A 15,996-nucleotide genomic window follows, 5' to 3' on the forward strand; every position below is an offset into this window, starting at 1 on the left:
TTTCGCCCCGCGGATCAAAATGAGTTACGCAGACTTTAGTTCCAGATTCTGCGAAAATCTCCCAAATCTGCGGGAAAATATTTAAGCAATATCAACATCTATGATCCTAATTTATTCCAGGCTGTTATACAATCTTAAATACCTATTAATCAACATGATGCAAATTTTTGCCCTCAGATCAAAATGAGTTACGCAGATATTAGTTCCCGGTTCTGCGAAAATCTCCGAAATCAGCGGGACAAATAATTTCATTAATAATTCAAGTTTATTTCGAGCATTATCCGACGGCTTAAGGCGATGCAAAGTTTTGCCCGCGTATCAAAATGAGTTACGCAGACTTTAGTTCCCGGTTCTGCGAAAATCTCCGAAATCAGCGGGACAAATAATTTCATTCATAATTCAAGTTTATTTCGAGCATTATCCGACGGCTTAAAGCGATGCAAAGTTTCGCCCGCAGATCAAAATGAGTTACGCAGATTTTAGTTTCCGGTTCTGAACAAATCCATTAGTAATTCTTTAACCGAAGTAATTAGTTATGATTTAGTGTATAAATCAGTAGAATTTTCGTGAGCCACCAAAGACCAATCCGCTCGAATTATGTAACTCTTTGATTTAGCGCATTAAGAAGATTTAATTAAAACAAAAAAAGTCCCGATTTACATCGGAACTTTTTTAAAATATGATTGTCGCTTAAGCGATAATTTCTATTTTACTGCATCAATTACAGCTTTGAAAGCTTCTGGGTGATTCATTGCTAAATCAGCCAATACTTTACGGTTTAAACCGATTTCTTTTGAAGCAAGTTTACCAATTAATTGAGAGTAAGAAATACCGTGCTGACGAGCACCTGCATTAATACGTTGGATCCATAATCCGCGGAATTCTCTTTTCTTAACTTTACGGTCACGGTATGCATATTGCAAACCTTTTTCTACTGTATTTTTAGCAACCGTAAAAACTTTACTTCTTGCGCCCCAATAGCCTTTGGCCATATTAAGGACTTTTTTCCGTCTTCTTCTCGAAGCTACTGCGTTTACCGAACGTGGCATGTTGTTGTTGTTTTTTGGTAAGCGGCGTTCCTTTTTCTCGGAAACTTAAGGCCTGATACCTGGTGAATTAATAAATTACTTTCCGATGCAAAGCATGCGTTTAACGTTACCTGAATCTGCATCTGTTACAATTCCTGCATTTCCAAGAGCACGTTTACGTTTAGTACTCATCTTTGTTAAGATGTGACTTTTGTATGCTTTGTTTCTTTTGATTTTACCTGTTCCAGTAAGCGAAAAACGCTTTTTAGCACTGGAATTGGTTTTCATTTTTGGCATAACCTGTTTTTTAATTTATAAACCTATTTTTATTTTTTTGCTACTTTAGGCGCAACTGTTAAGAACATCCGTTTACCTTCCAACTTAGGTAATAATTCTACTTTACCTACATCTTCCAAAGCCTGGGCAAATTTCAATAGTAAAATTTCTCCCTGTTCCTTGTAAACAATTGCTCTACCTTTAAAATGCACATAAGCACGAACCTTTTCACCGTTCTCTAAAAAGCTTACCGCATGTTTCAATTTAAACTGGAAATCGTGATCGTTCGTATTCGGACCGAAACGAATCTCCTTAATTACAGTTTGTTTAGCATTAGATTTAATTTCCTTTTGCTTTTTCTTTTGTTCGTAAACAAACTTGCTGTAATCGATAATTCTACAAACAGGTGGTACGGCATTTGGCGAAATTTCAACCAAATCCAATTCCAAATCATCAGCAAGTGCCAAAGCTTTTGCCAAAGGATAAATCCCCGGTTCAACATTATCGCCAGCCAAACGCACTTCAGGCGATTTAATGTACTGATTAATGTTATGCTCTGCTTCTTTTTTCTTAAAAGGTGGACGTGGTCCCCTGTTAAATCCTGGTCTTCCTAATGCCAAATGTGTAACTATTTTAATTTAAACTGTTATTTCTTTTTTTAATAAATCGTTGAACTCCTCCAACGTCATTTCACCTAAATCTCCTTCACCATGCTTACGCACTGAAACTTTCCCTTCCGCCATCTCTTTATCGCCAATAATCAGCATATAAGGGATCTTTTTAACTTCGGCATCACGGATTTTACGCCCGATTTTCTCGTCTCTAAAGTCAATCAGCCCGCGAATATCGGAATTATTTAGTTCATCTAAAACTTTTTTTGCATATTCTTCATATTTTTCTGAAATCGGAAGAATAGTAAATTGCTCCGGACTTAACCATAAAGGAAAATTCCCAGCACAATGCTCTATCAAAACAGCAATAAATCTTTCCAGTGAACCAAATGGTGCACGGTGAATCATTACTGGTCTGTGTTTCTGATTATCGCTCCCTGTATATTCCAGTTCGAAACGCTCAGGCAAATTATAATCCACCTGAATAGTTCCTAATTGCCATTTTCTTCCTAAAGCATCTTTCACCATAAAATCTAGCTTAGGACCATAAAAAGCCGCTTCGCCATATTCTACAACCGTATTTAAACCTTTTTCTGCAGCTGCCTCAATAATTGCATTTTCAGATAGCCTCCAATTTTCATCAGAACCAATGTATTTCGATTTATTTTCGGGGTCTCTTAAAGAAACCTGTGCAGTGTAATTATCAAATCCTAACGACTTAAATACATAAAGTACTAAATCAATTACTTTTTTAAATTCCTCTTTAACTTGCTCTGGCATGCAAAATAAGTGGGCATCATCTTGTGTAAAGCCACGAACACGGGTTAAACCATGCAATTCTCCACTTTGTTCGTACCGGTATACAGTACCAAATTCTGCAAAACGAACCGGAAGATCTTTATAAGAGCGTGGTTTTGTTTTGTAAATTTCACAGTGATGCGGACAGTTCATCGGTTTTAAGAAGAACTCCTCTCCTTCTTGAGGCGTTTTAATTGGCTGGAACGAATCCTTACCATATTTCTCCCAGTGACCAGAAGTTACATATAAATTCTTATGTCCGATATGAGGCGTAATCACTTGTTCGTAACCTGCTTTTGCTTGTGCTTTTGTTAAGAAATTCACCAAACGCTCACGTAAAGCCGCTCCCTTAGGTAACCATAGCGGTAAACCCATTCCTACTTTTTCAGAGAAAGCGAACAACTCCAGTTCTTTACCCAATTTACGGTGATCACGCTTTTTAGCTTCCTCAATCATCGCAAGATATTCGGTAAGCTCGCTTGCCTTGGGAAAAGTTACACCATAAATACGGGTTAATTGTTTTTTGGTTTCATCTCCTCGCCAATAAGCACCGGCAACATTCATCAGTTTTACTGCTTTAACAAAACCAGTATTTGGAATGTGCGGCCCGCGACATAAGTCGGTAAACTGACCTTGAGAATAGAACGTGATTTTTCCATCTTCTAAACCATCAATCAGATCTAATTTATATTCGTCGCCTTTTTCAGTAAAATATTTGATCGCATCAGCTTTGCTTACACTTTCACGGGTGAAAGTTTCCTTTTGCTTAGCCAGTTCAATCATTTTGGTTTCAATAGCCTTAAAGTCATCCGAAGAAAATTCTTTATCGCCAAAATCTACGTCATAATAAAAACCAGTTTCAATCGCCGGACCAATACCGAATTTAGTTCCCGGATATAATGCTTCCAAAGCTTCGGCCATTAAGTGGGCTGATGAATGCCAGAAAGTTGATTTACCAGAAGCATCATTCCAGGTGAGCAATTTTACAGTAGAGTCTGCTTCGATTGGACGTGTTGAATCCCAAACTTCGCCGTTTACTTCTGCGGCTAATACGTTACGGGCTAAACCCTCAGAAATTGATAATGCAATTTGATGGGCAGATGTGCCCTGTTCGTACTGACGAACGGAGCCGTCAGGTAAAGTAATGTTAATCATCTACAACTATGATTTGTTCCTGATGCTTTAATTAGCGTATGGGAACGGTTTAAAAAAAAATATGAATTTAAATCACATACAAAGTGATTTTTATTGTTGCGAAGATAAGAAAAATTATTTCAAGGTTATTTTCCAGCAGTAAATATTTTTAAGGTGTTTTGAATGGGTAATTACAGTGAACCAGATCCTGAATCGAGTTCAGGATGATGCTTGAGGGAGAATGTATTGAAGACAATCAAGAAAACTACCTCTTAAAGTCCTTAATAAAAAAAGCCCTTCGAGTAACTCGAAAGGCTATAAAATTATGTTGTCAAAATTAATTCCCAGGAACACCGATTCGCTGAACACCACCACCCGGTCTGTTTTGTCTGAATCGTTTCATCATGTTCTCCATTTTAATTTTGTATTCCTCATCTGTAATTAATCTGGCTTTTTTAGGCGGCGTTACGTCCTTACCGCTCACGCCTCTGTATTCAATGCTTTTAGCAATGGTTGAATTGCCTTTGCCTTCAATTGCCAATACTGTACCTTCGGTCCACATTTTGGGGTTTGGAGAAAAATTGAAACCTAAATCATTGGTATACCAAATATGGGTTTCTTCAGTTACCTCTTTATCCATATCTAAAATCTTAACAGACCTGGTAGATTTCACAATTACTTCCTTGCAATCAAAGCCGATAATTTTCTTTGTAGCGTCTGTTTTTACTACTTCAATTTTAGGAGCTGCAACAGGTTTCGCTTTCGTGGTATCACCAGCATTTCCACCGCCCATTCTAAATGATCCAACAGGACCAGAAGTAGATAAAGTTAACTTAGCAGGCATATAATAAGTGGTATCGTTTAAGTCGAAAACCTCTGTAAGTTTTTGATCAGCGAAGCTGTAATAATATTCGCGGTTACCACCGCCTCCACCAAAACGCATCATCATTCTCCCCATTCCGCCGCCACCGCCGCCTGCACCATTGCTATCTTCCATATCTTCAACGGGCATATAACTTGCATTTGTAGCCGTAAATAGTAGCTCGAAATTGCTTTTAGCTGCTGATGGCATTCTTGCCTTCATTTGATCTGGGATTTGAAAACCACTGGCAGCAGCCATTGCAGCTGGATCAACTGTAGTTTCAAACTGAATGGCACCCGATGTTTTCTTTTGCGCATCTGCAGCAGATACCACAGAAAAAATGCTCAAAAGGGCGAAAATTATTTTTTTCATGTTTAGTTCTTTTTAATTTTTAGAGGCAATTGTACTCAAAAGGTTTAATCAGAAAGAAGAGATTTACCAAAATTTAAAGACCTTAAAATCAGTAACTTGATTAATATTCTGTACTTTCCAGCCAACCATTACATAAAACATCTGCAATATGCATTGTTTTGATGGGTAGATTGTTTTTTTCAATATAGCCTTGCAGATGTAATAGACAGGATAGATCGGTTGAAATGATATAATCAGCATTCTGAGCCATGGCATGATTTACTTTTTGTTCAGCCATTGCTGAAGAAATCGCATCAAATTTTACGGCAAAAGTTCCGCCGAAGCCACAACACATATCAGTATCCTGCATTTCAAGCATTTCCAGTCCATGAACTTTTGAAAGTAACTGACGGGGTTCATCTTTAATTTTACATTCCCGAAGCGCGCTACAAGAATCGTGATAAACAGCTTTTCCTTCTAACTCCGCTCCAAAGTAATCCTTCTTGGCTACGTTGATTAAAAAGTCTGATAGTTCCCAGATATTTGATTGTAAGTTTCTACACTTATTGTGCACGATGGTGTTGGTAAACAAATCATTATAACCACCTTTAACCATGCCTACGCAAGAAGCTGAAGGCGCAACAACGTAAGTATTTTCTGAAAAATCGTTTAAGAATTTAGTCCCCACTTCTTTGGCTTCATCCCAATAACCAGCGTTATATGCTGGCTGACCGCAACAGGTTTGCTTGGAATTGTATTCTACCTTACAGCCAGATTTTTCTAATAACCGCATTGTGTTAAAAGCGGTTTCCGGGTATAACTGATCAACAAAACAAGGGATAAATAATTCTACTTTCATAATACGCTAAGGGCACAAACTTACAACTTTACTACCTCTTTGCTTTCGTTTTTCCTCAAGATTAGCAAAAAGATTAAGCCAACTATAAAAAATGATGCTAAAGCAATGATGGAATAACGGATGTTTCCTGTTAAATCTTCGATGTAAGCAAAACTAAATAGACCAATTACAATGGCCAGTTTTTCAGTAACATCATAAAAGCTAAAGAATGAGGTACTATCTGGTGTATTTACGGGTAAATATTTAGAATAGGTAGAACGCGAGAGCGATTGGATTCCACCCATAATTAAACCCACAATAGCGGCTAATGAATAGAATTGAATTTCATTAGTGATGTAATAACCATAAACACAGCAACCGATCCATACCAGCACCACCATGATTAAAATATTTACATTGCCTAATTTTTTAGCGAGATATGACATCAGTAAGGCACCTGGAATGGCAACCAATTGGATGATCAGAATTACAGCAATCAATTTTGCCGTTCCAAGTTTTAGCGTTTTCTCTGCAAAACCAGCCGCGGCCAGCATAATGGTTTGCACCCCCATGGAGTAGAAAAAGAAGGAAAGTAAAAATCCCTTCAGGCGCTTAATCTGTTTAAGTTGTTGCCAAACTTTTGATAACTCACTAAAGCCGTCTTTGATGATGTTAGTTTTCACCTTATCAACTTGTGGAGTTCCGTTAGGAAGAACGGAGAAAGGAATCTGGGAGAAGGCAATCCACCATACACCTACTAATAAAAATGATAATCTGGGTGGAAATGAAGCATCTGTAATACCAAACCATTCTGGCTTTAATACAAACAAAAAGCAAACAAGTTGCAGCAGAACAGAACCGATATAGCCATAGGAGAAACCTTGGGCACTTACTCTATCCTGATGTTCTTCTGTTGCGATTTCTGGAAGATAAGAGTTGCTGAATAATACACCACCTATATAGCCCATTGCAGCTATAGCGAAGAAGATAACACTTAGTTCAAGTGTATCGAGCTTGAAGAAGTAAAGCGCCATACAAGCTAAGCCGCCCATGTAGGTGAAAAATTTCATGAACGATTTTTTATTCCCTCTCCTATCTGCAATGCAGGAAAGTATTGGCAGGGCCAACGCCATAATTAAATAGGCAAAAGACAGTGCATAGTTGGAGAGTGAAGTATTAACGAAGGTTCTGCCAAAGAAAGTAACCTGATCACCATGTTCTTTTGTAGTGGTAATAATCGTATAGTATGCAGGAAAAATCGTTGAAGTAATTACCAGATTATAAGCTGAATTTGCCCAATCAAAGAAAGCCCAGGAACGAATGGTTTTCTTGTTATTTTTTTCTATCATTTGTATTTTTGCTTCGCGGAGGTTAAAAAGATTGTTGAGTTAAACAGATTGATATAGACAATACAAAACTAATATTTTATTAAACATTCCCTACTTCCTAACGCTATTTACAATTTACATTTTCTATTCACCGTATCCTAATACCCGTTTTCTATTTCCTACCTATCCATCCTATCTTCCTCAATTTAAAGATAATATTTCTTCCCATCTGTTTTGATCTTACCTGCATCTAATAACTCGCGAATGGCGTTGATACGCTCATTTTCAGTCCCCATTTTGATTCTGCCTACCAAATCATCAAGATTTAAGTGTTGCTGTTGAAGTAAGGCTCTGATCTCAAAGTCGATCCTGTCATCAATTTGTTGCTCATTTTCAAATTTCTTTTCAGCTAGACAAACATCGCAAACACCGCATTTTGAAGCATTGTGCTCATCAAAATAAGACAATAGCTGAATGCTGCGACAAATATTAGTAGATGCATATTTAATTACGGCGTTTACTTGTTTAAGCAGGATCTCTTTGCGTTGTTCCATATATTTCACGTCCAAATCGAAATGATCCATATCTATGCGAGGCCTGATATATTGCAGTTGCGGCTGGTCGGTTTGCTGAATATAAGTAAGCAATTCTATGGACTGCAATTTGTTCAGCAGTGCCACGATCTCTTTATAAGAAAGGCCGGTTCTTTTTGCTAGATCTGCTTCCTTGATATTTATAAAGCCATCAAAAGCACCCCCATGAGATCGCAATATGGTTTTGATGATGCTATCATAAGCTTTGTTTTCGATCTGAAAGCGATAAATATCTTCATGACTGGCAATAAACATCATTCTCGAAGGAAGAAAAATACTCTCTGACAACGTTAAATAACCATCATGTTCCAGAAACTTAAGGGCAGACAGTGATTTTAAAACACTAATATTAAACCGTTTACAAAAGTCGGCAATATCAAAGGTAAAAGTTAAACCTTCGCCTGCGCCAAAGGCGAGTTGAAAGTAGTTTCCAAGGTAATGGTATATTTTTCGAATTTCATCAGGCGATGGAAAGCTATCAATGTAACGAGACTCCAGGTTCATCATGTCAGATTGATTCGCCAGCAAAACAGCATAACTTCTTTTTTCATCTCTGCCTGCTCTTCCGGCTTCCTGATAATACGCTTCTAAACTTTCCGGTAAATCTAAATGTACAACTGTTCGAACATCGGCTTTATCAATGCCCATTCCGAAAGCATTTGTGGCGACCATGATTCGAATTTTATTCAGCTTCCAATCTTCCTGTTTTTGAAAGCGGACATCGCGTTCCAGACCAGCATGGTAAAAATCTGCTTTGATTTGATTTCGGTTTAAGAAATTTGAAACCTCTGCGGTCTCTCTTCGATTGCGTACATAAACCAATCCGGTACCGTTTACATTTCTACAAATTTCAATCAGTTTTTTATATTTATCTTCCTTATTAAAAACAACATAGCTTAGGTTATCTCTTGCGAAACTCTTAACAAAAACTTGTGGATCAGTCATCTCCAGCTTCTCTACAATATCCTTTCTTACAAAAGCAGTTGCGGTTGCCGTTAATGCCAATACAGGAACCTTGGGATGAATTTCCCTTAATTTAGCAATTTGCTGATAAGGCGGGCGAAAATCATATCCCCACTGGGAGATGCAATGCGCTTCATCTACAGCAATCAGGTTTACATTCATGTAAGAAATACGAACCCGAACCAATTCAGATAATAATCTTTCAGGAGATAGGTACAAAAATTTAATCTTCCCATAGATGCAGTTATCCAGCAGAATGTCGATTTCTCTTTTCCCCATTCCAGCATAAATGGCAATAGCTTCAATCCCCCTTGCTTTGAGATTTTCCACCTGATCTTTCATCAACGCAATAAGCGGAGAAACCACAATGCAAATTCCCTCTTTTACCAATGCAGGAACTTGAAAACAAACAGACTTTCCTCCGCCAGTAGGTAGAAGTGCTAAACTGTCTTTTCCTTCCAAAACGGAATTAATAATATCTTGCTGTAGCGGTCGGAAAGCAGCGTAACCCCAGTACCTTTGTAAAATCTCTATGGCTGTCATAAATCGGCGATACCAAAACTATAAAATTTATACGTAAAGCAATAGTATATTTACAATTGGCGCAAAACCATTTTGCAAAAGATTATTAACTTTGATGCTTACAAACCTTACATGTTAGAAACCCAATTTACAGAAATAGTAAGCTCGATTAAAAAATCAAGAACACATGCTATTAAAGCTGTAAATAAGGAGTTTATTGATTTATATTGGAGTATTGGTGAGTATATCGACAAACGCATTAGCAACTCCGATTGGGGCCAGTCTGTTGTTAAGCAATTGGCCGAATACCTTCAACTTAACGAGCCTCGAGATGTAAGACTTTGGCTGAAAAGAATTTTACCTTAGACTTTGCAAAAAAGAACGTCAGTTTATCACCTACTATGGTTTCAGAATATTAAATTCAACTTCCTGACAAAAAACTTCTTCAACGAAAAATACACGAACTATTCCGATAATATAAAATGAAAAAAATCTACTTTCTTTCTGCGCTCTCACTCCTATTTTTCTATTCAACTGCCCAGGAAAAAAAATGGGATGTAGAAAAATATCAGGGTACCACCAAAAATTTCACGCTGAATACAGATGAAGGCACCTGGATGAACCTCGATGTGAGTCCGGATGGACAGGAAATTGTTTTTGATCTACTGGGCGATATTTACGTCATGCCAATGAGTGGAGGCCAGGCAAAATTGATTAGTGGAGGTATTGCCTATGATGTTCAGCCAAGATTTAGTCCTAATGGAAAATATATTTCTTACACCAGTGATAAAAGTGGCGGTGATAATATCTGGATAATGAGCCGTGATGGTTCGAACAAAAAACAGGTGACTAAAGAAACATTCAGGCTATTGAATAATGCCACCTGGATGCCAAACAGCGAGTACCTTGTGGCACGTAAACACTTTACCGCAGGCCGCTCTTTGGGTGCAGGTGAAATGTGGATGTACAATATCAATGGTGGAGAAGGTGTTCAGCTTACCAAACGTAAAAATGATCAGCAAGATGCGGGCGAGCCTAATGTTTCGCCTGATGGAAGATATGTATATTTTAGTGAAGACGTAACGCCGGGCCCGAATTTCGAATACAGTAAAGATCCTAATGGAACTATTTATGCAATTCGTCAACTGGATTTAACCACAGGTAAATTAACTACTTTCATTAATGAACAAGGTGGTGCTTGCCGCCCGCAGGTTTCGCCTGATGGAAACTTAATTGCCTTTGTAAAAAGGGTGCGTTTGAAATCTACCCTATTTGTGCAGAATATCAAAACCGGCGAAGAGTGGCCGATAAATGAAGATTTATCTCACGATCAACAAGAGACCTGGGCTATTTTTGGCGTTTACCCAAACTTCGCCTGGACACCGGACAGCAAAAGTCTTGTATTTTATGCTAAAGGAAAAATCAGAAAAACAGAGATCGGAACATTAATCAATTCCACTATTCCATTTCAAGCGAACACTGTTCAAACGGTACAGCAGGCGTTACATTTCGAGCAGCAAGTGTTTGAAAATGAGTTTTCCTCAAAAATGCTGAGACAATTAACGACCTCGCCTGATGGCAAAACAATTGTTTTTAATGCTGCCGGATTTCTTTATAAGCAAGAATTACCTAGCGGAACACCTGAACGTCTAACCAATGGGCAGGATTTTGAATTCGAACCAGCGTTTAGTCCGGACGGAAAATTTGTGGTTTACACCACCTGGAGTGATGAGCTTCGCGGAGCCATAAAAAGAACTGATTTAAAATCTGGAAAAACAATCACTTTGAGTGATGAAAAAGGATTTTATTATTCGCCTCAATATTCTACAAAGGGAGATAAAATTGTTTTTAGAAAAGGAAGCGGCAATGATGTTTTAGGTTATAACTATGGCCGTGGGACAGGAATTTTTACCATGGGTGCAAATGGCGGAACTAAAACATTGGTTTCCGACAATGGCATCCGTCCTCAATTTAACAATACAGATACCCGCATTTACTTCCAAAGTTATGCAGATGGCAAAAAAGCGCTAAAAAGCATTGATTTAAACGGTGGAAATGAAAGAACGCACTTCACTTCGCAATACGCCAATCAGTTTGTGATTAGTCCTGATAATAAATGGGTCGCTTTTAATGAGCTATTCAACGTTTACATTACCCCTATGATTAACGTTGGCGCTGCTCAGGATGCATCTGCAGGAAACAAATCTATTCCTGTCGCGAAGGTGACTACAGATGGCGGAACATACATGCAATGGAGCGCCGATAGCAAAAATTTACACTGGACATTGGGTCCGAAATATTTCACGATTGATGTAAACAGCGCTTTCAATTTCGATGCTAGCATGCATAAGGCCGAGGCTACTTCAGTAGATATTAATTTAGTTTTGAAATCAGATAAGCCAAGTGGAATTGTGGCATTAAAAGGTGCAAGAATTATTTCGATGAAAGGTGACGAAGTAATTGAAAATGGGGTCATTTTAACCGATGGAAATAAAATCTCCGCGATTGGGAAAGCTGATGCTGTTACAATTCCTGCTAATGCAAAAGTGATTGATGTGAATGGGAAGACCATTATGCCCGGCATTATAGATGTTCATGCGCACTTACGCACCAGCCCGGACGGGATCTCGCCTCAAAGCGATTGGAGTTATCTGGCCAATCTCGCTTTTGGAGTTACCACATCACATGATCCATCTAGCAATACTGAAATGGTTTTTAGCCAAAGCGAAATGCTTAAAGCCGGCAGAATGATTGGTCCGAGGGTTTACTCTACAGGCTCCATTTTATACGGTGCTGATGGCGACTTTAAAGTAGTAATTAATAGTTTAGAGGATGCCTTGGCTAATTTAAAACGATTGAAAGCTGTAGGTGCATTTTCAGTAAAATCCTATAACCAGCCCCGGAGAGAACAGCGTCAGCAAATTTTGGAAGCTGCACGCCAGTTAAAGATGGAAGTGGTACCTGAAGGCGGTTCTACCTTTTTTCATAACATGAATATGATTGCAGACGGACATACCGGAATTGAGCACAGCATCCCTGTTTTGCCAGTTTATAAAGATGTAACTACATTCTGGAATAACACAGAAGTGGGTTATACTCCTACGCTGATTGTTGCTTATGGCGGCCAGTGGGGAGAAAACTATTGGTACGATAGAACCAACGTTTGGGAGAATGAAAAATTAATGGCCTACACGCCTCGCGCCATTATTGATGCCAGAGCAAGGCGAAGAACAACCTCCGAATATAGCGATTACAACCATATAGATATCGCTAAAGCGGCCAGGCAAATTGCAGATGGTGGCACAAAGGTTAACCTGGGTGCACATGGGCAAATTCAAGGTTTGGGCGCTCATTGGGAATTATGGATGTTTGTTCAAGGCGGATTTACGCCTCTGCAAGCCATTAGAAATGCCACGTTAAACGGTGCCGGTTATCTGGGTATGAGTAAAGAACTGGGTTCACTTGAAGTGGGTAAACTTGCAGATTTGGTGATTATGGATGCTAATCCTTTGGATGATATCCGCAATTCTGAAAAAATTAAATACGTAATGATAAACGGTCGTTTATACGACAGTGTAACGATGAACGAGGTGGGAACAAGAGAAAAACTTCGCGGAAAATTGTGGTTCGAAAATGCAAGAGGAAATGGTTATATTGTTCCAAATGGCGAATCGGAAACCTGGACTTTTACGGTTCCAAACTGTGATTAATCCACTATTTATTTAACAATATAATCTGATCTTCGGAAGTGCACTGATATTATCTTCCGAAGATCTAATTTTTATTCATGAAGAAAACCAACTTATACAACATAGCGCCAGTCGTTTTCCTCCTGCTGAGTTGCGCCGTCTTTTCCTATAGAGACTATTATTTACTCGGAATTCCTACGGTGAATTTATTCATGGTCTTGATTGTTATAACCGCTATCACGGCTTTTATCTCGTTGCGCAAAAATAACAAATCAGTCGTTGCCTGGATTGTGGCGATTTTAACATCAGTGATCATCATTTGCATGATCCTTTTCATCTCACTTTTTAAAATGAAGATGTAAATTACTCATTCTATAACGTTGATTTTGAAGTGTTAAATTGAAATTTTAGTCTTAAAACAACAATTTAAAATCGAACCATTATATAAGCATGACTTTAGATCATCAAATCTCTAGAGTTACAACACCAACAGACCGAAATCTCTTAAAGTATTGATGGGTTTTGAATACCAGAACAACTCGAAATTTTCCATTTCACTTTCAAAATCGGTCTTTACTTCCTGGAAAGAATAAATCTTCTCAGCAGAAACTTTAACCTTTTCTAAAATAGAAACCAGCCATTCGCCCTCGTTTTTATTGGTTTGGATGGTAAAACTTTCCTTTTTATCATGGAAGGTTATTGAAGCCATTTCCCAGGAATTACCTTTTTTAGTTTTGGTAAAAAATTCAGCATCAGCCTTGCTTCCTAACCACACCACTTTAGCAGTAGGTTTGGTATTAAAGTGATTGTCTTCATTTAAAGCCTTTTCAATAAAATCTTTAGGAATTTTAGTTCTTGGAATTTTAAAGTCGAACCAATCCTGCAATTCGTAATCAAAACAGATTCCGTGCATGAAATTGAAAAGTGATTTCTTTAAACCAAAGCTGAATTTGTTATGGTCAATACCGGTTTTATCAGTGTAATTAATGTCATTATTCGCAAATGTACCGATCGCTTCAGTTTCCTTAACCACACCAAACCGCTCTGGATATAATCCTACAGGACTATGCGCGGTCATGGCGAACTGGTGCCAAAAACCTGACTGTAAAATTCCGGCTTCGAATAATTGCCGAACCATTTCCAAACTATCAACCGTTTCCTGAATGGTTTGTGTAGGATAGCCGTACATCAAATAAGCATGAACCATGATGCCTGCTTCGGTGAAATTTCGGGTTACCCGGGCAACTTGTTCAACGGTTACGCCTTTTTCAATCAGTTTCAATAAACGATCTGATGCCACTTCTAACCCACCAGAAACCGCAATGCAACCAGATGCTTTTAGTAGTAAGCATAAATCAGCCGTAAAACTTTTCTCAAACCGAATATTTGTCCACCAAGTCACCGCTAATTTCCTTCGAAGGATTTCTAAAGCTACCTCCCGCATTAAAGCCGGAGGTGCGGCCTCATCTACAAAGTGAAATCCGTTTTGTCCGGTTTTCATTGATAATTCTTCAATACGGTCTACAATTTGTTTCGCTTGAACGGGCTCGTAAACTTTTATATAGTCTAACGAAATATCACAAAAAGTACATTTGCCCCAATAACAGCCATGTGCCATCGTTAATTTATTCCAGCGGCCATCGCTCCACATCCGGTGCATGGGATTAACAATCTCTATTACAGAAATATATTGATCTAAAAGTAAACCAGCGTAATCCGGAGTACCAACATCAGCCTGTTTATAATCTTTTCTGAACGAATCGTTTCGATACACCACCTCGCCATTCTGCAGCATAAACGTACGTTTGTACATCTGCATCTCTGCAGGAACCGCTCCCCTGATGTTTTGAATGAGCAGTTCTATTGGAAGTTCCCCGTCATCCAGAGTGATAAAATCGAAAAACTCGAAAACCCTTGGATCAGAAAGTGAACGCAGTTCTGTATTTGGAAATCCACCACCCATAGAAATCTTTATTTCAGGATGATGCTTTTTTACCCATTGGGCAGATCGGAAAGCACTATATAAATTACCAGGAAATGGAACAGAAATTAAAAATAACTTAGGTTGAACCGTTTCAATATATGGCTGTAAAACGGAGATCAGAATTTTATCAATATAACTTGGCTCCTGACCTAAGGCATGGTGCAGTTCATCAAAAGAGTTTGCACTTCTTCCTAAACGCTCTGCGTAGCGACTAAATCCAAAATTTTCATCTACGCATTCTACGATAAAGTCTGAGATATCTTCGAGATATAATGTAGCTAGATGTTTGGCTTTATCTTGCGTGCCCATCGCCCCAAAGGCCCAATCCAATTCCTCCAGTTGTGTAAATCGTGATGCTTGGGGTAGGAAATCATCTGAGCAAATCTGTAAGGCAAGTGTTGGATTTTTACCTTGAAGGAAATCAATTACAGAATCTATAGTTTTTAAATATTCATCCTTCAAAGCCAGAATCCGTTTTGAATTAGCACTTAATGGCTTATCACTCTTTGTGGCAAAAAGAGCTGTTAAACCTTGTCTCGAAAATATTTTCAGGATTACTTCAATGCCTAAATCAGCTTGAGTAGAAGTAATATCTTTAGTGTTTAAAAAGCCTTTTATATACGCTGATGCTGGATAAGGAGTATTCAGTTGGGTGAAAGGCGGCGTAACAATAAAAAGTTCTGTCTTCAAAAGAAATATTTAAAATGCAAAAGTAAGTGATTTTGGAGATTTTAAACCATTAGATGTATTTTCTTACATTTTTTCTATGGTTTAACAGGAGCGCATTATCTTTTCATCATTTAAGCCCATTAAAAATAAAGTGTTGTAAAACTTAAATTGACAAGCCTTTTAAGATAGCGCGTCACAGCTTATATTTTCTAAGATGTCTCAGGTGGTTATTTTTTTACCACCTAAGACATATAAGATCATTAAAGACCAAATGACCGAAATTTTACAAGCACTTTAAGAAAGCGTGTCACAGCTTATATTTTCTAAAATTTTTCAGGTGGTTTATATTT

At 38.2% G+C, this 15,996-nt stretch carries 11 protein-coding genes; 2 read left to right on the plus strand and 9 right to left on the minus strand.

Translation table 11 applies throughout. From position 1 onward, the window contains the following. Nucleotides 1-704: 704 nt before the first annotated feature. The 8 genes from rplT to SOM16_RS04310 form a co-directional block, all read right to left on the minus strand. Nucleotides 705-1,049 carry a 50S ribosomal protein L20 gene (gene rplT, locus SOM16_RS04275; RefSeq protein WP_029285460.1) on the minus strand — a complete coding sequence of 115 codons (345 nt, stop codon included), beginning with the start codon at nucleotides 1,047-1,049 and terminating at the stop codon, nucleotides 705-707. 75 nt (nucleotides 1,050-1,124) lie between these two features. Further along, complete coding sequence (gene rpmI, locus SOM16_RS04280) at nucleotides 1,125-1,325, minus strand: 50S ribosomal protein L35 (protein WP_010600880.1); 201 nt, start codon at nucleotides 1,323-1,325, stop codon at nucleotides 1,125-1,127. Nucleotides 1,326-1,354: 29 nt separating this feature from the next. Beyond that, nucleotides 1,355-1,924, minus strand: a complete 570-nt coding sequence (infC, locus tag SOM16_RS04285; protein ID WP_051666461.1) for a translation initiation factor IF-3 — start codon at nucleotides 1,922-1,924, stop codon at nucleotides 1,355-1,357. A gap of 18 nt (nucleotides 1,925-1,942) precedes the next feature. Continuing rightward, nucleotides 1,943-3,868 carry a threonine--tRNA ligase gene (gene thrS, locus SOM16_RS04290; protein WP_320462760.1) on the minus strand — a complete coding sequence of 642 codons (1,926 nt, stop codon included), beginning with the start codon at nucleotides 3,866-3,868 and terminating at the stop codon, nucleotides 1,943-1,945. A gap of 316 nt (nucleotides 3,869-4,184) precedes the next feature. Further along, nucleotides 4,185-5,081 carry a hypothetical protein gene (locus SOM16_RS04295; RefSeq protein ID WP_320462761.1) on the minus strand — a complete coding sequence of 299 codons (897 nt, stop codon included), beginning with the start codon at nucleotides 5,079-5,081 and terminating at the stop codon, nucleotides 4,185-4,187. A gap of 100 nt (nucleotides 5,082-5,181) precedes the next feature. Beyond that, nucleotides 5,182-5,919 carry a (Fe-S)-binding protein gene (locus SOM16_RS04300; RefSeq protein WP_320462762.1) on the minus strand — a complete coding sequence of 246 codons (738 nt, stop codon included), beginning with the start codon at nucleotides 5,917-5,919 and terminating at the stop codon, nucleotides 5,182-5,184. Between the two features lie 20 nt (nucleotides 5,920-5,939). Continuing rightward, entirely contained in the window at nucleotides 5,940-7,247 is a 1,308-nt protein-coding gene (locus SOM16_RS04305; RefSeq protein WP_320462763.1) for an MFS transporter, read from the minus strand. A gap of 185 nt (nucleotides 7,248-7,432) precedes the next feature. Further along, nucleotides 7,433-9,325 carry an ATP-dependent DNA helicase RecQ gene (locus SOM16_RS04310; RefSeq protein ID WP_320462764.1) on the minus strand — a complete coding sequence of 631 codons (1,893 nt, stop codon included), beginning with the start codon at nucleotides 9,323-9,325 and terminating at the stop codon, nucleotides 7,433-7,435. Between the two features lie 72 nt (nucleotides 9,326-9,397). Between SOM16_RS04310 and SOM16_RS04315 the strand changes: the two genes are divergently transcribed. After that, the gene (locus SOM16_RS04315; RefSeq protein WP_320462765.1) at nucleotides 9,398-9,670 is read left to right on the plus strand and encodes a DUF1016 N-terminal domain-containing protein; all 273 of its coding nucleotides are present in this window, start codon (nucleotides 9,398-9,400) and stop codon (nucleotides 9,668-9,670) included. 116 nt (nucleotides 9,671-9,786) lie between these two features. Beyond that, entirely contained in the window at nucleotides 9,787-13,014 is a 3,228-nt protein-coding gene (locus tag SOM16_RS04320; RefSeq protein ID WP_320462766.1) for an amidohydrolase family protein, read from the plus strand. 457 nt (nucleotides 13,015-13,471) lie between these two features. Here SOM16_RS04320 and SOM16_RS04325 read toward each other — a convergent pair whose 3' ends face one another. After that, nucleotides 13,472-15,667: a B12-binding domain-containing radical SAM protein gene (locus SOM16_RS04325; protein ID WP_320462767.1), complete on the minus strand. Its 2,196-nt coding sequence runs from the start codon at nucleotides 15,665-15,667 to the stop codon at nucleotides 13,472-13,474. Nucleotides 15,668-15,996 lie beyond the last annotated feature (329 nt).

The sequence above is a fragment of the Pedobacter sp. CFBP9032 genome (genome assembly GCF_034045265.1).
Taxonomy (GTDB): domain Bacteria; phylum Bacteroidota; class Bacteroidia; order Sphingobacteriales; family Sphingobacteriaceae; genus Pedobacter.

What these genes read in the sequence shown, in the direction of transcription:
- SOM16_RS04310 (WP_320462764.1), bottom strand. Translation starts at nt 9,325, where the DNA reads ATGACAGCCATAGAGATTTTACAAAGGTACTGGGGTTACGCTGCTTTC.
- SOM16_RS04300 (WP_320462762.1), bottom strand. Translation starts at nt 5,919, where the DNA reads ATGAAAGTAGAATTATTTATCCCTTGTTTTGTTGATCAGTTATACCCG.
- SOM16_RS04320 (WP_320462766.1), top strand. Translation starts at nt 9,787, where the DNA reads ATGAAAAAAATCTACTTTCTTTCTGCGCTCTCACTCCTATTTTTCTAT.
- SOM16_RS04295 (WP_320462761.1), bottom strand. Translation starts at nt 5,081, where the DNA reads ATGAAAAAAATAATTTTCGCCCTTTTGAGCATTTTTTCTGTGGTATCT.
- rplT (WP_029285460.1), bottom strand. Translation starts at nt 1,049, where the DNA reads ATGCCACGTTCGGTAAACGCAGTAGCTTCGAGAAGAAGACGGAAAAAA.
- rpmI (WP_010600880.1), bottom strand. Translation starts at nt 1,325, where the DNA reads ATGCCAAAAATGAAAACCAATTCCAGTGCTAAAAAGCGTTTTTCGCTT.
- thrS (WP_320462760.1), bottom strand. Translation starts at nt 3,868, where the DNA reads ATGATTAACATTACTTTACCTGACGGCTCCGTTCGTCAGTACGAACAG.
- SOM16_RS04305 (WP_320462763.1), bottom strand. Translation starts at nt 7,247, where the DNA reads ATGATAGAAAAAAATAACAAGAAAACCATTCGTTCCTGGGCTTTCTTT.